Here is a 19,724-nt window from a genome sequence, read left to right as displayed (position 1 = left end):
TTCTCAGGAGTAAGCCTCGGTGCGCCGGCGACGGAAGTAGACCGCCGCGGCGATCAGCCCGACGCCGGCGATGGCGCCGAGCCAGAGATCGAGCGAACCGAGTGCATTCAGGATCTGGTTCCAGTTGAGCAGGGAATTGACCAGATCGAGCCGGCTCAGAGAAAAATTGAAATCATCTCCGCTGCCTGCCGTCCACAACTTGCCGTTGCCGATGTTGAACCAGCCTCCAGGAAACACGCCAAACAGAATGCGCGCGACGATATTCTTCCAGTACCACGAATCGGGAATCGACAGCTGCCGCAGCAGTTGGGTGAAGCCGACCATCAGGCCGAAACCGACCGGCAGGGCAACCGCCCAGAGGAAAGGCTTGGAGCGCGCGAAGCTCGAACAGAGCAGGAGCCAGCCGACCGTCGGCAGTGCCCAGAGCGCGTTGAGCGGGATCATGCAGACGAGCTTGATCCACATCGATACCAGGGGCACGGGGTTCCACAGCAAGGGCAGCGGATTGACGCCGTGGAACGCGGCGTAAACGCTGATCAGGCAGAGAAAGACGATATGCAGCACGATCGTCGCCGCGATCGCGAACAACGGCGCGACGACGACGGCGGTGGCGACCTTGGACAGCACCGTGTCGAGGTCGGAAATCGGCAGCGATTTCCAGAACAGCACGCTGCGGTCGCGGCGGTCGTCGTAGAGCGCGCCGAGCAGATAGAAGAATACGACGAAGAACAGCGTAACCATGACCGGGACGGAGATGCCCATCAACGCGGCGGTCACGCCGCTGTTGAAGATCCTGACCTGGTCGGCCGTCATGTTGCGCGAGATGGCGTCGAGATTCATGCCGTTGATGCTGATGCCGTGACGCGCCGCCGTCGCCTCGGCGATGATGAGGGTCAGCATGGCGATCACGATCATCACGCCGCCGGCGATCATCGGTCCCCAGAAAAAGCCGCCGCGATGCTCCCAATATTCGCGCTTGAGCAGCCAGGCGAAGGTCTGCGTGGGATTCGATCTGGCGGTGCCGATTTGTGTATTCATGCGTAGGTCCCCTTCATCGTCGCCACGAACAGATCGGCGACGCTCGGCTTGTGCAGCTCACCCAGCTCGGCGAGACGTTTCTGGTCGATGCCGTCGAACAGGAACACGGTCTTGCCGAAGATGCCGCGTTCGTTGAGGGGCCTGAGTGCACGCGCGGCTTCGATCTTGTCGGGGCCGACCATCACTTCGCAGTAGCGTTCGCCGATTTCCTCCATGCTCGCGTTGATCACGAGCCTGCCGTTCTGGATGAAGATCAGGTCGGTGAGAATGTGTTCGATCTCTTCGACTTGATGGGTGGTGACGAGGATCGTTTTCTCTTCGTCGAAATAGTCGTTGAGCAAGCTCTGGTAGAACTCTTTGCGATAAAGAATATCGAGCCCGAGCGTCGGCTCGTCGAGCACGAGCAGCTTGGCGTCGATCGCCATCACGAGAGCGAGGTGCAGTTGCACGATCATGCCCTTGGACAGCTCGCGCACACGTTGCCTCGGCTGCAGTTTGGTGCGGGCGAGGAAGGCGAGGCATTTTTCGCGCGAAAAACGCGGGTGGATGCCGGCAACGAAATCGATCGCCTCGCTCACACGCAGCCACCGCGGCAATACCGCGACGTCGGCGATGAAGCAGACTTGCTGCATCAACTGCGTGCGCTGCGTGCGCGGGTCGAGACCGAGCACGGACAATTGGCCTTCATATTCGGCAAGCCCGAGGATTGCCTTGAGCGCCGTGGTCTTGCCGGCGCCGTTCGGGCCGATAAGGCCGACGATGCGGCCTGCGGCGATGTCAAAATCGACGTTGTCCAGCGCGACCGTGGTGCCGTAACGCTTGGCCAGCCCGCGTGCGCGGACGATGTTCGCGGCGGGACTTGTCGTATTGGCGGCCGCATCATTCATGCGAGGATCCATTCGTATTTTTCGCGGTGTCGACGAGGGTGGTGAGATCGATGCCGAGACGGGTTAGGCGGTCGCGCAGCGTGGGCCATTCTTCGCGCAGAAAACGCTCGCGCTCGCTGCGCAGCAGGGCTTCGCGCGCACCTTCGGCGACGTACATGCCGAGGCCGCGGCGCTTCTCGACGAGGTGATCGTCGACCAGTTCCTGATACGCCTTCGACACAGTGATCGGGTTGAGCTGGAAGTCCGCAGCAACCTGGCGTACCGACGGTAGTGCATCACCGTGCTTGAGCACGCCGTCGAGGATCATCGCCACGACTCTATCGCGCAACTGGCGATAGATCGGGGCATTGTCGTTCCAGGTAACGCTCATGGCGATGGCTTAATTTCTCACTTGCTGCTGTGGGTCAGAATCTTGCCGAACGAATAGTAGGGCATGTCGAGGCGCAGGCGGTGCGGTTCGGCCACGGCGCGGACGAAGGTTTCGCCGAAACCGTTGTCGTCACCACCGCCGACCTGCACGACGGCCGTGCTGGACAACGCCGCTGCGACTTCTTCCGCACTCGGCTGCACGGTGATGGCCGACATGATCTGAATGCGGTCGGTCGGGTCGAGGCGTGCGGCGAGAACTTCTTCCTCGCTCGCACCGACCGCGACGGTCGGCAGAACGGGGAGCGCGGCAGCGACAACGTCGGCGACGAGGTCGTCTTCGGCGCTCGGGCGAACCGTGATGGTTTCGAGCGTGGTGGTCGGCAGCGTCGACGCGGCGGCAGAAGAAAGGGCCGTGCTGGGGTTCGAATACAGGGTCGCGGTGCCGAGAATGATCGCGCCCGTCAGCGCGAGCAAGCCGAGCCGAATTACTGGGGTGGACGTGTTCATGATCATCTCCGTTGGTGAAGCTGTGAGCTAATGAGGTGGTGTTGTATGTAACTATAACACTAAATCACGAGATGTCAACTTGTTTTTGAGAAAACCGACGAACACGCGCCCGTCGAGGCGCGCGTTAGCACGCCTGGCGTTGATTTTTCTGAAGATTTTTAGAAATGATGGCGCGGTGAGCGGCGCCCCGGCAGGCTATCAGGCGGCTTCTGCCTGCTCGAGTTCCTGCTGTACGGCCAGCCAGGTCTCTTCGAGAGAGCCGATTTCGGCAGCGATGGCGTTCGATTTCTGGGTCAGTTCGAGCATTTGCGCCGTTGCGGCGCCGCTGTAGAACTCGGCATTGGCCAATTTGGCATCGAGGGCCCGCTTGTCTTTGTCGAGTGCAGCCATGCGCTGTTCGATGTCGGCGAGTTTTTTGCGCAAAGGCGCAACTTTCGCACGCGTATCCGCGCGCCCGCGGCGGTCTTCCTTACGCTTGCTCGCCGGCGCTGCGGTCGTGTTCGTATCCTCGGCATTCGCGCGCTGGACGATGCGGGCGTAATCGTCGAGATCGCCATCGTAGTCGGCGACGCGACCACCGCCGACATGCAGCAAAGTCGTGCAGCAGGTGCGAATCAGCGCGCGGTCATGCGAAACGAGGACCAAGGCGCCTTCATAGTCGTTGAGCGCTTCCGTCAGCGCCTCGCGCATGTCGAGGTCGAGATGGTTGGTCGGCTCGTCGAGCAGAAGCAGGTTGGGTTTTTGGTATACGGTTAGAGCCAAGCACAGCCGTGCTTTTTCACCGCCCGAAAACGGAGCCACCGGTTCGAGCGCGCGGTCGCCCTGGAAGCCGAAGCCGCCGAGGAAATCGCGCGCGCCGCGTTCGCCGAGCGCAGGATCGAGTTCGAGCAGGTGCTCGACCGCCGTGGCTCTGGCGTCGAGCTGTTCGAGCTGATGCTGGGCGAAATAACCGATCTTGAGGTCGCGCGCGGCAATCAATTCGCCCGCGAGCGGTGCGATCTGGCCGGCCAGCACCTTGATCAAAGTCGATTTGCCGGCGCCGTTCGCGCCGAGCAAGGCGATGCGGTCGCCCGGCACCAGACTGAGCTTGATATGGTCGAGTATGCGGCGCTCGCCGTAGCCCGCAGCCGCTTCGTCGAGGCGCAGCAGCGGATCGGGTAGCGCTGCGGGTTTGCGGAACTCGAAACGGATCGTCGACGCCGCACGCACGGGCGCGATGTCGACCATGCGCTCCAGCGCCTTGATGCGGCTTTGCGCCTGGCGCGCTTTCGACGCTTTCGCACGGAAGCGGTCGACGAAACTCTGCAGATGCGCGCGCTCACGGCGCTGCTTCTCCTGCATCGACTGTTGCTGGGCGAGGCGTTCACTGCGCTTGCGCTCGTAGCCGGTCAGGTTGCCGCTGAACAGTTCCACGCGCTGCTCGGCGATGCTGAGCATGTGGGTGGCGACCGCATCGAGGAATTCGCGGTCGTGCGAGATCACGAGCAGGGTGCCCGGATATTTCTTCAGCCAGCCTTCGAGCCAGATCACCGCATCGAGATCGAGGTGGTTGGTCGGCTCGTCGAGCAAGAGCAGGTCGGAGCGGCACATCAGCGCCTGGGCGAGATTCAGGCGCATGCGCCAGCCGCCGGAGAAGTCGCGCACGTTGCGCGCCTCGTCGCCCGCGGCGAAGCCGAGACCGTGAAGCAGGGCGCCGGCGCGCGCGTGCGCGGCGTAGCCGTCGATCGCAAGCAGGCGCTCGTACAGCGCCGCCTGACGCAGACCGTCGTGAGCCGCTTCGGCAGCGACGAGGTCACGTTCGATCTGGCGGAATTCGGTGTCGCCGTCGAGCACGTAATCCAGTGCGCTGATGTCGAGCGCCTCGACTTCCTGCTTGACCCAGGCGAGGGTCCAGTTCTTCGGCCGCTCGAAATGTCCGGAGTCGGGTTGCAAGTCGCCCGCGACGAGGGCGAGCAGGCTGGATTTGCCCGCGCCATTGCGCCCGTTGATGCCGCAGCGCCAGCCGGCGTGCAGTTGCAGGGTCATGGATTGGAACAAAAGGAGGGGTCCGCGCCGCAGCGCGAGATCATCGAAACGAAGCATGCGCGGATTTTACCCGAAGCGGCGTGTTTCGTCCGAAACTGAACGGTCGGCGAGATCAAAAGGAACCCCGTCGCCTCGATCGAGTCGAACTGACCGGTTATTTGCCTTCGCGGGGTGGGAGCCGCACAATACACCGCCTTTTTGCGCCTACGCCCCGAGCGGACGGCATTCTTCGGTCCTCACGGATCGTTTACCGAGAAAGTTTTCGAATTACTCAGGAGCACACATGACTCAGTTTTTGCGCAAAACCCTGATTGCTTCCGCCGTGGCCGGCGCGATGACCGTGGCTGGCGCTGCGTTCGCGCAGGCTCCGGCTGCGCCTGCGGCCGGTGCGGCTCCGGTCGCCAACAAGGCGATCGACGCGAAGTTCAAGAGCGAAAAGGAAAAGTACGGCTATCTCGTCGGCACCAAGGTCGGTGAGAACCTCTCGCAGATCAAGGATGAAGTCGATCAGGCTGCGCTGATCGCGGCTCTGCAGGACAGCTTGAAGGGTGTGAAGCCGAAGCTGACTCCGGAAGAACTGAACCAGGTCAACCAGGAATTCATGCAGAAGCACCAGGCCGTGGCGATGGCCAAGCGCGCTGAAGAAGCGAAGAAGAACCAGGCCGACGGCGATGCGTTCCTCGCGAAGAACAAGGCCAAGGCCGGCGTGAAGACCACGGCCTCGGGTCTGCAGTACGAAGTCGTCAAGGAAGGCACGGGTCCGAAGCCGAAGGCGACCGATACGGTCAAGGTCGAATACGTCGGTACCAAGATCGACGGCACCAAGTTCGACGCTTCGGCCGATCACGGCGGTGCGGCGACGTTCCCGCTCAACGGCGTGATCCCGGGCTGGACCGAGGGCGTGCAGCTCATGTCGACCGGTTCGAAGTACAAGTTCTACGTGCCGGCCAAGCTCGCTTACGGCGAGAACGGCCCGGGCCCGATCGGTCCGAACGCGACGCTGATCTTCGAAGTCACCCTGCTCGGCATCGAGCCGCCGGCGCCGGCTGGCAACGCGAAGACGCCGCAGCCCGCGGACAAGCCTGCCGAAGCCAAGCAGTAAGTTCGAGTTACGCTTGAGTTCGAAAAAGGCGCGGAGCGATCCGCGCCTTTTTCATGGGCGTGTTTTGCCGTTGCCCATGCCATGCCTGCCAAGATCGCGACGCGGCCATGTACCGTCGCACTTTTCAATACAATAGCGGCTTCGACGGAAGCGAGCTTGGGTTGGATTGATGAAAATCAGTATTTTCGGCACAGGATACGTCGGCCTCGTCACCGGTGCCTGCATGGCGGACGTCGGCAATGATGTCGTCTGCGTCGATATCGATGCGGCCAAGGTCGCGCGCCTCGACGCTGGCGAGATTCCGATTTTCGAGCCGGGCCTCGAAGATATCGTCGCCGCCAACCGCGCGAAAAAGCGCCTGCGCTTCACCACCGATGCGCAAGCTGCGATCGCTCATGCCGCGATCATCTTCATCGCCGTCGGCACGCCGCCCGACGAGGACGGCAGCGCGGATCTTTCGCACGTGCTCGCCGTGGCGCGCACGATCGGCCGGCATCTCGACCGGCCCGCGGTGATCGTCAACAAGTCCACCGTGCCGGTCGGTACGGCCGACCGCGTGCGCGAGGCCATCGCCGCCGAACTCGGCGCGCGCAAAACCGAGATCGCGTTCGACGTCGTCTCCAATCCCGAATTCCTCAAGGAAGGCGATGCGGTCAAGGACTGCATGCGCCCCGACCGCATCGTGATCGGCTCGAACAGCGCGCGCGCGATCGAGCAGATGAAAGCCCTCTACGCCCCGTTCAACCGCAATCACGAGCGCATCGTGCTGATGGACGTGCGTTCCGCCGAGCTGACCAAGTATGCGGCGAACGCGATGCTCGCGACCAAGATCAGTTTCATGAATGAGATGGCGAACATCGCCGAGCGCGTCGGTGCCGACATCGAACTGGTGCGCCACGGCATCGGTTCGGATCCGCGCATCGGCTACTCGTTTATCTATCCGGGCGCGGGCTACGGTGGTTCGTGTTTCCCGAAAGACGTGCGTGCGCTCGAACACACGGCGCGCGGCCACGGCTACGAGGCGCGCCTGCTCGGCATGGTCGAAGCGGTGAACGACGCGCAGAAGGAAAAGCTCTACGAACTGATCGTGCGCTACTTTGGCGGCGAGCCGAAGGGCAAGACCGTCGCGGTCTGGGGGCTCGCGTTCAAACCGAATACCGACGATATGCGCGAGGCGTCGAGCCGACGCCTGCTCGAACAGCTCTGGACCGCCGGTGCGAAGGTGCGCGCTTACGACCCCGAGGCGCGCGAGGAAGCGCAGCGCCTGTTCGGCGCGCGTGAAGACCTGGTGCTGTGCGAGGAGGCCGACGCTGCGCTCGAAGGCGCCGACGTGCTTGCGATCGTCACCGAATGGAAGGCGTTCTGGAGTCCCGATTTCGCGCGTATCAAGGCAAGTCTGAAGACGCCGGCGATCTTCGACGGGCGCAATATCTATGAGCCGGCCACGGTGGAAGCGGCCGGCATCGCATACTACGGCATCGGCCGTGGACGCAGCGTGGAAGCCCGCAAAGCGCACAGCGAAGGCCCGAAATGAGCGAGGCCGACACGAATACGACGTCCATCGAGCAGCGGTTGACCGAGCTGGAGGTGCGCCTGTCGTTCCTCGACGGCACGGTGCAAAGCCTCGATGCGACCGTGGCCGCGCAGGACCGCCTCCTCGTCGACCTGCGGCGCGAGCTTCAAAAACTGCGCGACGAGCTCGGCGGAATCTCGGCGACGCTGAGCCACGACCCGCGCGACGAACCGCCGCCGCCGCATTACTAGCGCATAGTGCGGCTACCGCGAATCTGAAGGTCACGAAGCGGTCATCCACGGGCCGCACTTTCAAATAGAATCACCGCCTAGACGAAGGCAAAGTGCGTTATCCGTTCCCATGTCCGAATCCCTACGCGACCAACTGCTGAAATCCGGTCTCGCCGCAAAGTTCAAGGCCGAGACGAAGCCTGCGAAAGAGCAGCAGCACAAGCACCATAAACACCCGAAACCGCAGGTGCCGGCGAAGCCCCAGCCTGCGGTGGCGCAACCGAAGAAACCGGCCGCTGCGTCGCAAGAGCCGAATCTTGCGCATGCCTACGCGTTGCGCGCGAAGCAGGAAAAGGACGAGCGTGAGCAGGCGCAGCGCGATGCGGAGCGGCAGGCGCGCGAGAACCGCGAACGCAAGCAGAAGTTGGCGAATCTGCTCAACGGCAAGGGGCTCAATTCCAATGACGCCGACATGCCGCGTCATTTCCCGCACGGCAACAAGATTCGCCGCGTCTATTGCACGGCCGATCAGATCGCGAAGCTCAATCGCGGCGAGCTTGCCGTCGTCCAGCTCGCCGGCCGCTATCTGCTCGTCGAGCGCGATGTCGCGTTGCAGGCGCAGGCGATCAACTCGCAGGCGTTGGTGTTGCTATGCGACCCGAATGCGCCTACCGAGGACGATGTGCCGGCCGACTTGATGTGGTGAGGCGGAACGGCGTTTCACGCAGCTCAAAAAGAGATAGGCGCGTACAGGAGTCTTCCTGATGATCTGTTCGTGCGAATTCGCTTTTTTATCCGTGTCCGATGCGTTCTTCGAAGCGGATCAGAAATCGATGAAGTAGCCGCCGTTCACCGGAATGTTCGCGCCGGTGATGAAACCCGAATCGTCTGCGGCGAGGAAGGCGACGACGCGCGCGATCTCAGACGGCTCGCCGAGGCGGCCGACCGGAATGCTGGCGACGATCTGGCTGCGCACGTTTTCCGGGATGGCCCGCACCATCGACGTATTGCAGTAACCCGGCGAGACGCTGTTGACGGTCACGCCCTTGCGCGCCACTTCGCGCGCGAGCGCCATCGTGAAGCCGTGCATGCCCGCCTTGGCCGCGGAATAGTTGGTCTGACCGAACTGCCCGGTCTGGCCGTTGACCGAAGAGATATTGACGATACGCCCGAAGCCGCGATCGCTCATGCCGTCGACGACGTTGCGGCACATATTGAACACGCCGTCGAGATTGATCTTGAGCACGTCGACCCACTGCTGCGGCGACATTTTTCTGAGTGTTGTGTCACGCGTGATGCCGGCGGCGTTGACGAGGATGTCGATCGGGCCGTGCGTCGCCTCGACCTGCTTGATCAGCGCAGCGCAGGCGTCGAAGTCGGCGACGTTGAACGGCTCGAAGAAGATCTTGCCGTCGAAGTCCTTGATCTCGTCCTTAAACTCGGCAAGGCGCTCGGGGCGGCTGCCCAGATCGGCGGCGACGGCTACGCAGCCGGCATGCGCCAGGTGTTTGCAGATTTCGGTACCGAGTCCGCCGATGCCGCCCGTGACCAGCGCGATGCGTTTCTTCATGCCTGCCTCATCAAAAAAAATCCCATCGCAAGGATGGGTTTTGTTGCCGCGCCGCGCGTGTTGCGCAGCGAAAAATAGTTATCGCTGCAGCCGATCAGGATTTGCCTTCTTTCTTGCCGAGGCCGGGCTGGTGCGCCTGAGCGGAAGAAGCGGCGGCCTTGAGGAAACCGTCCTGCACCGACTTCCACAGATCGAGATTGCGTTCGGTCATGTCGTTGAGCATCGACCATGGAGTCTGGCCGAGAATGTTGTTGAGCTGGCTGCGGAACTTGCCCTGCTGGTCGAGGAAGATTTGCAGGCTCTTCTCGAGGTAGCTGCCCATGAAGCCCTGCATCGAATCGCCGTAGAAGCGGATCACCTGCGAAAGTAGCTGCGTGGTGAACATCGGCTGCCCGTGGCCTTCGTGCTCGGCGATGATCTGCAGCAACACGGTGCGGGTCAGGTCTTCGCCGGTCTTGGCATCACGGACTTCGAAGACGTCGCCGTCGAGTACGAGCTGACGGACTTCTTCGAGCGTGATATAGCTCGAAATCTCCGTGTCGTAGAGGCGGCGATTCGGGTATTTTTTGATGATGCGGGTTTGTGCCATGCGGCAAAATTAGCAGATTGTGCCGCGGTGCACCAGTGTATTGCTGCGCAGCATGGGGCGGGGCGAGCGCCACAAATTCGCCGCGCGATGCCGTGAAAGGCATCGCGCAAGCGCGGAATTTACCAACCCATGTACTGGCCGCCGTTGATGGCCAGGTTGGCGCCGGTGATCCACTTGGCCTCGTCCTTGACGAAGAACTCGATCGCGTAGGCGATTTCTTCGGGCTCGCCGAGGCGGCCGACCGGAATCTGCGCGGCGATCTTGTTGCGTACGTCCTCGGGCACGGCCATGACCATTTCGGTGGCGACGTAGCCCGGCGAAACCGTGTTGACCGTGATGCCGAACTTCGCGTTCTCCTGCGCGAGCGAGATCGTGAAACCGTGCATGCCGGCCTTCGACGCCGCATAGTTCGCCTGGCCGTACTGGCCTTTCTGGCCGTTGATCGAGCTGATCTGCACGATGCGGCCCCATTTGCGGTTGCGCATGCCGTCGATGATCGGGCGCGTGACGTTGAACACCGAGTTGAGATTGGTGTTGATCACTTCCTGCCATTGCAGCGCAGTCATCTTGTGGAACGTCGTATCGCGCGTGATGCCGGCGTTGTTGATCAGGATGTCGATCGGGCCGAGATGGGATTCGACCGCCTTGATCATTGCTTCGGCCGAGGCCGGGTCGGATACGTCGCCCTTGACGATGAAGACGTCGACGCCTTCGGATTTGAGTTTGTCGGCCCAAGCCTTGGCCTTGGCTTCGTCGCGATAGTTCGTGGCCACCTTGTGCCCCATCGACGCAAGTCGCTTGACGATGGCTGTGCCGATGCCTCCGGTGCCGCCTGTAACGAGTGCTACGCGTGACGTCATGATTCCCTCCTCCGGTTGTACGACGGCTGAGCTTCAGCCGACTGAATCTTTCGTTCGATTGTACACGTTAAGTCCTTCGCTCCAAGGACGCCGAAACGGCGGCTTCTTTGCGTAGCGAAGCGAGGTCGAAATGCGCTGTTGCGGCGGTCAGCAGCGCTTCGGCGCTGGCTGCCGGTTCGTGCGAGGAACGTACTAGCCCGAGGAAGGCGAGTGCGGCGCGCAATGCCGGCAGCGGATCGTTACGCCCGACCGGCCGCGCACGATCGGACTTCGACAGCTTCGCGCCAGCTTCGTCGAGCGCGAGCGGCAGATGCAGATAGCGCGGCGTCGGCAGACCGAGCAGGGATTGCAGATAAATCTGTCGCGGAGTCGAGTCGAGCAGATCGCTGCCGCGTACGACCTCGCTGATGCCGGCGGCGGCGTCATCGACGACCACGGCGAGCTGATAGGCGTAGCCGCCCTCGACCCGGCGCACGACAAAATCGCCGACGTCGCGCAGCAAATTTTGCGTGAATCCGCCCTGCAGCAAATCGACGAAGCCTATCTCGCGATCCTGCGTGCGCACGCGCCAAGCCGGAGCACGCGACGGATCGGGCCGGGCGACGCAAGTTCCGCGATGCACGCCGCCCGAGGCTTCGAGATCGCTGCGGCTGCACCAACAGGGAAATGCGTGCTCATGCAGGTGATCGAGCGCGGCGGCGTAAGCGGGCTCGCGCCGGCTCTGCCAGACCACGGGTTCGTCGGAGGTCATGCCGAATGCGGCAAGTGTGGCGAGAATATCTTCGGCCGCACCGGGAACCTCACGCTGCGGATCGAGGTCTTCCATACGAATCAGCCAGACACCGTTCTGCGAACGCGCGCGCAGCCAGCTGCCGACAGCGGCGACCAGCGACCCGAAGTGGAGCGGGCCGGTGGGCGAGGGCGCGAAGCGGCCGCGATAAGGCATGCTGAACGGAAGAGGTCGGGACGGGCGGTTTTCTTGAAATCGCACCGAGTTTACCCAAACCTTTGTTGTATCTGTACGCGCCGCCGCGGCCCTGTCGATGGCGACGCGAAACTTCAACGCATTTGAGGGTAGTCATGCTGCGCGTCGTTCTGTTTCTTCTCACCAACCTGGCGATCATGCTCGTGCTGAGCGTGGTCGCTTCCATTTTCGGCCTAGACCGTTGGGCGTATCAGGCGACCGGCATCAATCTGGCCGGCATGCTCGTCATGTGCGCGCTGTTCGGCATCGGCGGCTCATTCATCTCGCTGTTGCTGTCGAAGACGATGGCGAAGATGTCGGTCGGCGCACAAGTGATCTCGGAGCCGCGCAATGCGAGCGAGCAATGGTTGTTCAATACCGTCGCGCAGCATGCCAAGAACGCCGGCATCGGTATGCCCGAGATCGCCGTCTATGAAGCACCCGACATGAACGCCTTCGCCACCGGCGCGAGCAAGAACCATGCGCTCGTCGCCGTATCGACTGGGCTGCTGCAGAGCATGAATCGCGATGAGGTGTCGGCCGTGCTCGGCCATGAGATTAGCCATATCGCCAACGGCGACATGGTGACGCTCGCGCTGATTCAGGGCGTGGTCAATACTTTCGTGATGTTCCTCGCGCGCGTGCTCGGCAGCGTCATCGACAACGCCATCTCGGGCAATCGCGACCGCGAAGGCGGCTACGGCATCGGCTATTTCGTCATCACCCTCGTGCTGCAGATGGTGCTCGGTGTGCTCGCGACGATGATCGTCATGTGGTTCTCGCGCTGGCGCGAATTCCGCGCCGATGCGGGCGGCGCGCGGCTTGGCGGCCGCGAGAACATGATCTCCGCGCTGCGCACGTTGTCCGGCAATCACGGCGAAACGAGTCTGCCGAAGGCGGTTCAGGCTTTCGGCATTTCGGGCGAAGGCGGCATGGCGCGGCTGTTTATGAGCCACCCGCCGATTCTTGAGCGCATCGCGGCGCTGCAGAAGGCGTGATGCCTGCCTATCGGAGCCGGGCGCGATTCTTCGCGTCCGGCTTTGTTTTTGTCTGCTTCTGGATTTCCGAATCCTGCCGGCTGCGGTGAGGCGGTGCGGAACGCTCGTCAGGCTGCATGTGAATCGCGGCAATGCTAACAGCGCTGCCGCTTCTCTCCCTCGTCGTCGCACCTAGCTAGGCCGCGAGCCGTGAAGGCTGGACGCTGGGCGGAGAGCGGAATGCCGCACGGTTGAATGCGTCGCGCAGAGTCGTGGCTGGGCTGTTGGGTCTCGATAGTTGAACGCTGCGCATTCCGAGGAATGCCAACAAAAAAGGGCGCGATTTATCGCGCCCTTTTTTAAGTTCAGGTCAACGCCGATGTTATGGCCGGCGCGCCAGTTCGGAGTTGTCGCGCGTCACCGGCATCAGGTCCTTCTTCGATACGCCGAGCCAGTAGAGGATCGGGCTGGCGAAGAAGATCGAGGACAGGGTGCCGATGATGATGCCGATGATCATCGTCAGGGCGAAGCCGTGCACCGCGGGGCCGCCCCAGAGGTAGAGGGCGATCATCGTGATGCCGGTGAACAACGAGGTGATGATCGTACGCGATAGGGTCGAGTTGATCGCCTTGTTGAGGATTTCGACTGGCTCGGCCTTGCGCGCGGAGCGGAACAGCTCGCGCACGCGGTCGAACACGACGACCTTGTCGTTGATCGAGTAGCCGACCACGGCGAGCACCGAAGCGAGCACCGCCACGTCGAAATCGTGGCCGGTCAGCGCATAGAAGCCGAGCACGATGATCGTATCGTGGAATTCGCTCGCGATCGCGGCGATGGCGAAGCGCCACTCGAAGCGGATACCGATGTAGATCATGATGCCGATGATCACGAAGATCACCGCGACGATACCGTCGCTCTTGAGCTCTTCGCCGACCGAGGCGCTGACGAAGCTCGCGCTCTTCTTGGTCACGTCGGGAGTCTTGGCCTTGAGCGCGGCGATCACGTTGTCGGCGATCTCGTTCATCTTCTTCAGATCGTCGCTCGTTTCGTTCTTGCCCGATGCGTTCTCGCCGAGCTGCAGGCGGATCGCGACGTCGTTCGTGCCGACGTACTGCACGACCTGCGGACTGTGATATCCGGCTGATTCCAGCGTGGCGCGCACCCCGTCGATGTCGGGCTGCTGATGGTAAGTCGCCTCGACGAGCACGCCGCCGGTGAAGTCGAGCGCGTAATTGAGCCCGCGGGTGAACAGGGCGCCGAACGAGATGAGCAGGAGGATCGCCGAGATCGTCAGGCTGATCGTGCGCAGGCGCAGGAAGTCGATCTTGCTGTCGTGATTGAAAATTTCCATTTGCGTACCTTTAAACGGACAGCGCTTTCAGTTTGCGTCCGCTGTGGACGAGATTCACGATCGCGTGGGTCACCGTGACCGAAGTGAACATCGAGGTCAGAATGCCGACGAGCAGGGTCACGCCGAAGCCCTTGATCGGGCCGGAGCCGAAGAAGAGCAGGGCGACCGCGGCGAGCAAGTGGGTGACGTTGGCGTCGAGAATCGTCGCCCAGGCTTTCTCGTAACCCGCCTTGATCGCGGCCAGCGGCGTGGCGCCGTTGCGCTGCTCCTCGCGGATGCGCTCGCAGATCAGCACGTTGGCGTCGATCGCCATGCCGAGCGTCAGCACGATACCGGCGATGCCGGGCATGGTCAGCGTGGCCTGGAACAGCGACAGCACGGCGATCAGCAGGACGAGGTTGAACACCAGTGCGACGTCGGCAATGAGACCGAACAGCCTGTAGTAGATCGCCGCCGCAAACAGCACGGCGATGAGGCCGATGATCACGGCCTTGAAGCCCTTGTCGATATTGTCCTGACCGAGGCTGGCACCGATCACGCGCTCTTCGACGACGTCGACCGGTGCGGCGAGTGAGCCCGCGCGGAGCAGCAGGGCGAGGTCGCTGGCTTCTTTCTGGCCGAGGCCGGTGGTCTGGAAGCGCGAACCGAACACGCCCTGGATCGTCGCGGCGTTGATGACTTCTTCGGTCTGCTTGAACGTGCGCACTTCCTTGCCGTCGACGATCTGCGTCTGCGGGACGCGCTCGATGTAGACCACGCCCATGCGTTTGCCGACGTTCTGCTGGGTGAATTCCAGCATGCGCTGACCGCCCTTGGCGTTCAGTTGGACCGACACGGCCGGCGTGCCGCTCTGCGGGTCGGGAATCGCGGTGGCATTGACCAGCTCGTTGCCACTCGCGATCACCTTCTTCGACAGGATGATCGGCATCGGCTTGCCGTCCGGGCCAGGGCGCTGCATGTAGTAGAGCTTCGACTCGGGCGGCACGTTGCCGCTCTTGGCGATTTCATAGGCGCCCGGGTTGCCGAGATTGGCCGAACCGGTGGCGTTCTCGTCCACGGCGCGCCACTCCAGCGTTGCGGTGGCTTGCAGAATTTTCTTCGCTTCGGCGGTGTCATGCACGCCGGCCAGCTCGACGACGATGCGGTTCGCGCCCTGCTGCTGGATGATCGGTTCGGACACGCCGAGCTGGTTGACGCGGTTACGCAGTGTGGTCAGGTTGCTTGTGGTCGTATTGCGCGCGGCGGCGAGCGCGGTCGACTCGCGCACCTTGGCGAGAATCGGAAAGTTGTCGGCCGTCGCGGCGCTGTCCGTCAATTCGAGCGGCGGCTGGTCGCCGAGTTTTTCCGGCTGATTGACCTGCTTGGCGATCACGTTGCCCGCGGCGGCGCGATCGGCCTCGGTTTTGAACGTAGCGACGATGCCGTTCGGCGTCGAGTTGACCGATTCGAAGCGGATCTTGGCATCACGCAGTGCGCTCGAAATATCGTCGCGGTAGCGCTGCTGCATCTTGTCGAGCGCACCCTTCTGATCGACTTCAAGAAGGAAGTGCACGCCGCCCTGCAGGTCGAGGCCGAGCGGCATCGCGTTCGCGCCGATCGCGCGCAGCCAGCCGGGTACCGTCGAGGCCATGTTCAGCGCGACGTTGTACTTGTCGCCGAGCGCCTTGCTGATGACGGCCTGGCCTTTGTTCTGCGCATCGGAATCGTTGAACTCGACGAGCAGGTTGTCCTTGCCGATTTCGAGGCTCTTGACCGCGAGCTTTTCGTGGTCAAGCGCTTCTTTCACCTTGGTCTTCAAGGCATCGTCGAGCGTGCCGCCGCGGTTGGCGGAAACCTGCACGGCCGGTTGCGGCAGGAAGGTGTTGGGCAGGGCATAGATCGTGCCGAGAATCAGCACGACTGCGATCAGGGCATAACGCCATTTGGCAAAATCGTTCATCGTGTCGCTCTTGCGCCGCGCTCGGGCACGGCCGTTATCGTTGTCGATTTATCGCGCGAAGCCTGGGCGCAGCGCGATTACGGGGTTCTCAACGGATGCGGATGCTCAGGACGATTTCAACGTGCCCTTGGGCAGGACCATGCTGACGGCCTGCTTCTGCACCTTGATCGTCACGCCGGAGGCGATTTCCACGCTGAGAAAGGTCTCGCCGATATCGGTGATGCGGCCGGCGATGCCGCCGCCGACCACGACTTCGTCGCCCTTGGCGAGCGCGTCGATCATCGAGCGCTGCTCTTTGGCGCGCTTCATCTGCGGACGCAGCATGAAGAAATACATCGCGACGAAGACCGCGCCGAACATGATGAGGCTCGGCCACGGACTCGGTTGTCCCGCGGCGCCCGCGGCCTGCGCGTAGGCGCTGGAAATGAAAAAATCCATCGTTGAATCCCTGAGTTGAAGGCCGCGCCGTAACGGTCGGCGGCCGGAAAATGGCCGCCGATTATGGCATGGGATGGGGGGATGTGCATCCCGGGCGGCTTTTGCGCGGCGCCGCGGCGGCAAAGCCGTGGCCGAGCCCGCCGTCCGGTTGTCTCCGGGCACATACGAAGCGGCCCGGAAAATGAATCCTGCGGCATGCCCCGTCGAGCTGAAAGGACCGCCTTTGCCGAGGGAAAGGCGTTCTCAAGCCGAGCGGACGGCTTCGCGGAACGAAACCAGGCGTCGCGATTTTTCGTCCCACAGCGCCAGGTTGATGCAGCGAAAACTTTGCCACAGAGTCAGGCGGTCCTGGTTGCGCAGTTCCGGTTCCGCGCCGACGGCGAGCGGCAATCGATAGAACGGTATGCGGCTGGACAGGTGATGTGCGTGATGCATGCCGATATTCGCGGTAAACCAACGCAGCACCGACGGCAAATCGTAGTGAGAGCTGCCGTGCAGGGCGGCGTCGCGAAAGGCCCATTGGTCGCCGCGCGACCAGTAAGTGCCTTCGAACTGGTGCTGTACGTAGAAAAGCCATCCGCCGACCGAAGCGCTGAGCAGCATGATCGGACCCTGCACGAGGAGAAACGGGCCCAGGCCGATCCGGCCGCTCATCAGGATCACGACGCCGGCGATCGACACGTTGGTTCCGAGCGTACTCGCCCAGTGCCGCCAGCCCGCGCGGAAAAATCCGGCCGGAATGCGGTTTTGCAGAAAGAATACGAACGCCGGACCGATGCAAAGCAGTAGCAGCGGATTCCGATAGATCCGATAGCGCCAGCGCATCCAGTTAGGTCGGGCCATGTATTCGGCCACGGTCAGCGTATCGATATCTCCCACGCCGCGCCGGTCGAGATTGCCGGACGTCGCGTGGTGTATGGCGTGGGCTCGCCGCCAATGCGTGTAAGGCGTCAACGTGAGCACGCCGAGGCAGCGGCCCACCCAGTCGTTGGCACCCTGTGCCGGAAGAAAGGCGCGATGACCGCAATCGTGTTGGATAAGGAACAGTCGAACCAGGAACCCGACTGCGAACGGCAGCAGCACGCAATACAGCCAAATGTGTCCGTGCATCGTCGCCCAATACATGGCGTACCACACGAGCGCGAACGGAACGGCAGTGATCGCGAGTTCGATAATGCCGCGCGACAACGAAGGCGTTTGGTAGTGCATGAGCCGCTGTGACAACGCGGCCGCTCGGTCCGACGCATCCGGGGCGATCTTGGAATTCAACGCGTTGCTCCGATCGGGGCGTTCGGCAACGGCGTTGCACGGACTTCACAGTCATTCTTGCAAAGATAGGCTTTCGCTGTCCATGACAATTCGTATTCCGCTTTGATCTGCAGAAACAATAGTGTCGTTCGGGAGTGTGCGCAGAGTCGTTCTCATTCGACATGGTCGGGGGCCCAGCGCTCGATGCCCGTTTACCGCAATGCATGCGCAGTGGGCAAATTCCTGCCGCTCCATCACAAGATTGCCACCGGGTTCCAACTGCGGATATGGAACCGGTTGCACCCGCCGAAAAGGCGCATACTGCATCCAGATCTATCTCGTGGCGCGCTCTGATGGCAAGTCCCGTGGCCCTGTTTCATTTCCGTTTGAATGCGGATCACGGCATCGGTCGCGTCGAATTGCTCAAGCTGTGGGCGCAGGCCTGCCACTCGACCGAAGTCAGTGTGAGCCGCGTCGAATCCGGCAGCGGCTCCGGCAAGGTGCATACCTATTCGTTGTTCGGTCCGACCAAAAATTTGGATATCCGCGACGCCGAGAATCGAATGCGCGATTCGTTGGCAAAAGCGCTGCCCAAAGCGGCCCTCGTGCTTCGCCGGTACTGATGATCACGCGCACTTCGAGTCGACGGCCGCAAGCTTGGCAGAGTCGACTCCGTACGATGATCTGCGCGGCAGCGGTCGGGCCGTGCGGGGGGAACTATGTTATTCTGGCCCCACTGAGTTTGCCCTGGCGGTCGCAGTCTGTGACCTGATCGCGCATAGCGTGCGCTGTCTCTTTCCCTCTCTTCACTCCCTCCGCATCCCAGTAGTCGGTCCGCTCGCGCACCGGCGCGCTATCTTTTTTTCGGGAGCTACACCTATGTCCAACCGCCAGATCGGCACTGTCAAATGGTTCAACGAGGCGAAGGGCTTCGGCTTTATTTCGCGCGAGAACGGACCCGATGTGTTTGTCCATTTCCGCGCCATCACCGGCTCGGGGTTTCGCACGTTGGCCGAAGGTCAGCGCGTTTCCTTCGAGTTGACCCAAGGCCAGAAGGGCCCGCAGGCGGAAAACGTCAACGCGGCCTGATCGGTGATGGATGAACCTTGCTTCGGTCTTACTTTTTATGAGGAGCCAACGAAATGCTGACGATGGTTATTCGTGGGCTGCCCAAGTCGATGACCGAGGTCACGCTTGAACACTTATTCACGGTACACGGACGCGTGTTCGACGTGCGGATGTCGAAGGATCTTTTCAGCGGCGAGTGCAAAGGCTTCGCCCAGTTGAAGATGGAAGGCCATCAGGCCCGTGCCGCAATCGCGGCACTCGACGGCACCCCGCAGGGCGATTCCTACATGCGTGTTTCTCTGCTCGACGAAAGCAGAACGCGCCGCAGCGGACGCCGGTGAGCCGGTACGCGAAATCGAAGCCCGCGCGCAAGTCCGACCCTGCGCGCATGCGGCGTCTCGCCGGGACGCGCGGCGAGGGCGCGGCCGTGGGCGAGGTGCTCGACAGCGCGGACGGCTACGTCTGTTGGGAATTGAACCCTGCCTATGCCGCTTGGTTCTGGCCGTTGATGCACAAGGCCACTGGATTAGTCTTGTCGATTCCGGAGTCGGAACTTGAGCCGTTGCAGCCCGGCGATCGCACCGCTCCGCCGCGTGCACCGACGGAAGAGGAAAAGGACGAGATTCTTAAACTTCCCGAACGCACTGAAGACAGTGCGCGGGTTTACAGCCTCATTCTGAAGGGCAAGCCGGCCTTGATTCACAAGGCGTTCCCGACCCGAACCGCCAATATGCGCGTACTGCACTTCTGTCTGCGTCAGTTGGGCGGCGAAGCGAAGAACTGAAAGTTCGAGGTGGCGTCGCAGATTTCTTCGCGACGGGGAATATCGGCTCGCGGCTAAACCGATGCTCTCGATCATAAGCGGGCGCGTAGCGCACGGTATCGACCGTTCCTGTCTGCTTATTGATGCGGTACCTAATTGATGCGGCACCTATAGGGATATGTCCGTTCGGGCTGAGCGTAGCGCCGTAGGCGCGCAGTCGAAGCCTGTTGCTGCGGCACTTCGACTTCGCCGCCGCGCGGCTACGCTCAGTGTGAGCGGTCAAAAA

The 19,724-nt window shown here is 62.2% G+C and carries 22 protein-coding genes; 9 read left to right on the top strand and 13 right to left on the bottom strand.

Translation table 11 applies throughout. The features are described from left to right. Positions 1-3: 3 nt before the first annotated feature. From FFS30_RS12450 to FFS30_RS12430, 5 genes are all read right to left on the bottom strand, one after another. On the bottom strand, positions 4-1,038 hold the full coding sequence (locus tag FFS30_RS12450) for a hypothetical protein (RefSeq protein WP_137913447.1): 1,035 nt from the start codon (positions 1,036-1,038) through the stop codon (positions 4-6). After that, positions 1,035-1,925, bottom strand: coding sequence for an ABC transporter ATP-binding protein (locus tag FFS30_RS12445; protein WP_137913446.1), 891 nt, complete (start codon positions 1,923-1,925; stop codon positions 1,035-1,037). Before FFS30_RS12445 ends, FFS30_RS12450 begins: the two co-directional genes overlap by 4 nt. Continuing rightward, positions 1,918-2,295: a GntR family transcriptional regulator gene (locus tag FFS30_RS12440; RefSeq protein WP_137913445.1), complete on the bottom strand. Its 378-nt coding sequence runs from the start codon at positions 2,293-2,295 to the stop codon at positions 1,918-1,920. Before FFS30_RS12440 ends, FFS30_RS12445 begins: the two co-directional genes overlap by 8 nt. 17 nt (positions 2,296-2,312) lie before the next feature. Continuing rightward, complete coding sequence (locus tag FFS30_RS12435; protein WP_137913444.1) at positions 2,313-2,801, bottom strand: hypothetical protein; 489 nt, start codon at positions 2,799-2,801, stop codon at positions 2,313-2,315. Positions 2,802-2,999: 198 nt separating this feature from the next. After that, positions 3,000-4,826, bottom strand: a complete 1,827-nt coding sequence (locus FFS30_RS12430; protein WP_343182326.1) for an ATP-binding cassette domain-containing protein — start codon at positions 4,824-4,826, stop codon at positions 3,000-3,002. Between the two features lie 283 nt (positions 4,827-5,109). Between FFS30_RS12430 and FFS30_RS12425 the strand changes: the two genes are divergently transcribed. The 4 genes from FFS30_RS12425 (at position 5,110) to FFS30_RS12410 (ending at position 8,377) form a co-directional block, all read left to right on the top strand. Next, entirely contained in the window at positions 5,110-5,928 is an 819-nt protein-coding gene (locus tag FFS30_RS12425) for an FKBP-type peptidyl-prolyl cis-trans isomerase (RefSeq protein WP_137913442.1), read from the top strand. A 169-nt stretch (positions 5,929-6,097) separates the two neighbouring features. Then, positions 6,098-7,462 (top strand): UDP-glucose/GDP-mannose dehydrogenase family protein, encoded by a 1,365-nt coding sequence (locus tag FFS30_RS12420; protein ID WP_137913441.1) that lies wholly within the window; start codon positions 6,098-6,100, stop codon positions 7,460-7,462. Then, positions 7,459-7,692, top strand: coding sequence for a SlyX family protein (locus FFS30_RS12415; RefSeq protein ID WP_137913440.1), 234 nt, complete (start codon positions 7,459-7,461; stop codon positions 7,690-7,692). Before FFS30_RS12420 ends, FFS30_RS12415 begins: the two co-directional genes overlap by 4 nt. A 109-nt stretch (positions 7,693-7,801) precedes the next feature. Next, positions 7,802-8,377, top strand: a complete 576-nt coding sequence (locus tag FFS30_RS12410; RefSeq protein ID WP_137913439.1) for a DUF2058 family protein — start codon at positions 7,802-7,804, stop codon at positions 8,375-8,377. A 117-nt stretch (positions 8,378-8,494) separates the two neighbouring features. Here FFS30_RS12410 and phbB (FFS30_RS12405) read toward each other — a convergent pair whose 3' ends face one another. The 4 genes from phbB (FFS30_RS12405) to gluQRS all read right to left on the bottom strand — a co-directional run bounded on the left by phbB (FFS30_RS12405) (position 8,495) and on the right by gluQRS (position 11,636). Continuing rightward, positions 8,495-9,241: an acetoacetyl-CoA reductase gene (gene phbB, locus FFS30_RS12405; RefSeq protein ID WP_137913438.1), complete on the bottom strand. Its 747-nt coding sequence runs from the start codon at positions 9,239-9,241 to the stop codon at positions 8,495-8,497. A gap of 94 nt (positions 9,242-9,335) precedes the next feature. Beyond that, positions 9,336-9,830 (bottom strand): polyhydroxyalkanoate synthesis repressor PhaR, encoded by a 495-nt coding sequence (phaR, locus tag FFS30_RS12400; protein ID WP_137913437.1) that lies wholly within the window; start codon positions 9,828-9,830, stop codon positions 9,336-9,338. 119 nt (positions 9,831-9,949) lie between these two features. Then, on the bottom strand, positions 9,950-10,690 hold the full coding sequence (gene phbB, locus FFS30_RS12395) for an acetoacetyl-CoA reductase (protein ID WP_137913436.1): 741 nt from the start codon (positions 10,688-10,690) through the stop codon (positions 9,950-9,952). A 67-nt stretch (positions 10,691-10,757) separates the two neighbouring features. Beyond that, the gene (gluQRS, locus tag FFS30_RS12390) at positions 10,758-11,636 is read right to left on the bottom strand and encodes a tRNA glutamyl-Q(34) synthetase GluQRS (RefSeq protein WP_137913435.1); all 879 of its coding nucleotides are present in this window, start codon (positions 11,634-11,636) and stop codon (positions 10,758-10,760) included. 134 nt (positions 11,637-11,770) lie between these two features. On the opposite strand from gluQRS, the gene htpX reads away from it, so the two are divergent. Beyond that, complete coding sequence (htpX, locus tag FFS30_RS12385; protein ID WP_137913434.1) at positions 11,771-12,652, top strand: protease HtpX; 882 nt, start codon at positions 11,771-11,773, stop codon at positions 12,650-12,652. Between the two features lie 361 nt (positions 12,653-13,013). Here the strand turns inward: htpX and secF are convergent, their stop codons facing one another. From secF to FFS30_RS12365, 4 genes are all read right to left on the bottom strand, one after another. Continuing rightward, the gene (gene secF, locus FFS30_RS12380) at positions 13,014-13,982 is read right to left on the bottom strand and encodes a protein translocase subunit SecF (RefSeq protein ID WP_137913433.1); all 969 of its coding nucleotides are present in this window, start codon (positions 13,980-13,982) and stop codon (positions 13,014-13,016) included. Between the two features lie 10 nt (positions 13,983-13,992). Then, positions 13,993-15,921 (bottom strand): protein translocase subunit SecD, encoded by a 1,929-nt coding sequence (secD, locus tag FFS30_RS12375; protein WP_137913432.1) that lies wholly within the window; start codon positions 15,919-15,921, stop codon positions 13,993-13,995. Positions 15,922-16,026: 105 nt separating this feature from the next. Further along, positions 16,027-16,359, bottom strand: a complete 333-nt coding sequence (gene yajC, locus FFS30_RS12370; protein WP_137913431.1) for a preprotein translocase subunit YajC — start codon at positions 16,357-16,359, stop codon at positions 16,027-16,029. A gap of 243 nt (positions 16,360-16,602) precedes the next feature. Next, positions 16,603-17,628, bottom strand: coding sequence for a fatty acid desaturase (locus tag FFS30_RS12365; protein WP_212742462.1), 1,026 nt, complete (start codon positions 17,626-17,628; stop codon positions 16,603-16,605). A 161-nt stretch (positions 17,629-17,789) separates the two neighbouring features. On the opposite strand from FFS30_RS12365, the gene FFS30_RS12360 reads away from it, so the two are divergent. The 4 genes from FFS30_RS12360 (at position 17,790) to FFS30_RS12345 (ending at position 19,459) form a co-directional block, all read left to right on the top strand. Beyond that, complete coding sequence (locus FFS30_RS12360) at positions 17,790-18,230, top strand: hypothetical protein (protein ID WP_212742461.1); 441 nt, start codon at positions 17,790-17,792, stop codon at positions 18,228-18,230. A gap of 256 nt (positions 18,231-18,486) precedes the next feature. Beyond that, positions 18,487-18,696 carry a cold-shock protein gene (locus FFS30_RS12355; protein WP_137913429.1) on the top strand — a complete coding sequence of 70 codons (210 nt, stop codon included), beginning with the start codon at positions 18,487-18,489 and terminating at the stop codon, positions 18,694-18,696. Positions 18,697-18,749: 53 nt separating this feature from the next. Continuing rightward, complete coding sequence (locus FFS30_RS12350) at positions 18,750-19,016, top strand: RNA-binding protein (protein ID WP_137913428.1); 267 nt, start codon at positions 18,750-18,752, stop codon at positions 19,014-19,016. Between the two features lie 47 nt (positions 19,017-19,063). Beyond that, positions 19,064-19,459: a hypothetical protein gene (locus FFS30_RS12345; RefSeq protein ID WP_137913427.1), complete on the top strand. Its 396-nt coding sequence runs from the start codon at positions 19,064-19,066 to the stop codon at positions 19,457-19,459. The last annotated feature ends 265 nt before the right edge of the window (positions 19,460-19,724 follow it).

The sequence above is a fragment of the Rudaea sp. 3F27F6 genome (genome assembly GCF_005503555.1).
Taxonomy (GTDB): Bacteria; Pseudomonadota; Gammaproteobacteria; order Xanthomonadales; family Rhodanobacteraceae; genus Rudaea.
The sequence above is the reverse complement of the archived record's forward strand: the minus strand, read 5'-3'. Positions and strand labels throughout refer to the sequence as shown.

Coding starts and splice junctions, on each gene's coding strand:
- FFS30_RS12450 (WP_137913447.1), bottom strand. CDS start 1,038: ATGAATACACAAATCGGCACCGCCAGATCGAATCCCACGCAGACCTTC.
- FFS30_RS12445 (WP_137913446.1), bottom strand. CDS start 1,925: ATGAATGATGCGGCCGCCAATACGACAAGTCCCGCCGCGAACATCGTC.
- FFS30_RS12440 (WP_137913445.1), bottom strand. CDS start 2,295: ATGAGCGTTACCTGGAACGACAATGCCCCGATCTATCGCCAGTTGCGC.
- FFS30_RS12435 (WP_137913444.1), bottom strand. CDS start 2,801: ATGAACACGTCCACCCCAGTAATTCGGCTCGGCTTGCTCGCGCTGACG.
- FFS30_RS12430 (WP_343182326.1), bottom strand. CDS start 4,826: ATGACCCTGCAACTGCACGCCGGCTGGCGCTGCGGCATCAACGGGCGC.
- FFS30_RS12425 (WP_137913442.1), top strand. CDS start 5,110: ATGACTCAGTTTTTGCGCAAAACCCTGATTGCTTCCGCCGTGGCCGGC.
- FFS30_RS12420 (WP_137913441.1), top strand. CDS start 6,098: ATGAAAATCAGTATTTTCGGCACAGGATACGTCGGCCTCGTCACCGGT.
- FFS30_RS12415 (WP_137913440.1), top strand. CDS start 7,459: ATGAGCGAGGCCGACACGAATACGACGTCCATCGAGCAGCGGTTGACC.
- FFS30_RS12410 (WP_137913439.1), top strand. CDS start 7,802: ATGTCCGAATCCCTACGCGACCAACTGCTGAAATCCGGTCTCGCCGCA.
- phbB (WP_137913438.1), bottom strand. CDS start 9,241: ATGAAGAAACGCATCGCGCTGGTCACGGGCGGCATCGGCGGACTCGGT.
- phaR (WP_137913437.1), bottom strand. CDS start 9,830: ATGGCACAAACCCGCATCATCAAAAAATACCCGAATCGCCGCCTCTAC.
- phbB (WP_137913436.1), bottom strand. CDS start 10,690: ATGACGTCACGCGTAGCACTCGTTACAGGCGGCACCGGAGGCATCGGC.
- gluQRS (WP_137913435.1), bottom strand. CDS start 11,636: ATGCCTTATCGCGGCCGCTTCGCGCCCTCGCCCACCGGCCCGCTCCAC.
- htpX (WP_137913434.1), top strand. CDS start 11,771: ATGCTGCGCGTCGTTCTGTTTCTTCTCACCAACCTGGCGATCATGCTC.
- secF (WP_137913433.1), bottom strand. CDS start 13,982: ATGGAAATTTTCAATCACGACAGCAAGATCGACTTCCTGCGCCTGCGC.
- secD (WP_137913432.1), bottom strand. CDS start 15,921: ATGAACGATTTTGCCAAATGGCGTTATGCCCTGATCGCAGTCGTGCTG.
- yajC (WP_137913431.1), bottom strand. CDS start 16,359: ATGGATTTTTTCATTTCCAGCGCCTACGCGCAGGCCGCGGGCGCCGCG.
- FFS30_RS12360 (WP_212742461.1), top strand. CDS start 17,790: ATGGTCGGGGGCCCAGCGCTCGATGCCCGTTTACCGCAATGCATGCGC.
- FFS30_RS12355 (WP_137913429.1), top strand. CDS start 18,487: ATGTCCAACCGCCAGATCGGCACTGTCAAATGGTTCAACGAGGCGAAG.
- FFS30_RS12350 (WP_137913428.1), top strand. CDS start 18,750: ATGCTGACGATGGTTATTCGTGGGCTGCCCAAGTCGATGACCGAGGTC.
- FFS30_RS12345 (WP_137913427.1), top strand. CDS start 19,064: ATGCGGCGTCTCGCCGGGACGCGCGGCGAGGGCGCGGCCGTGGGCGAG.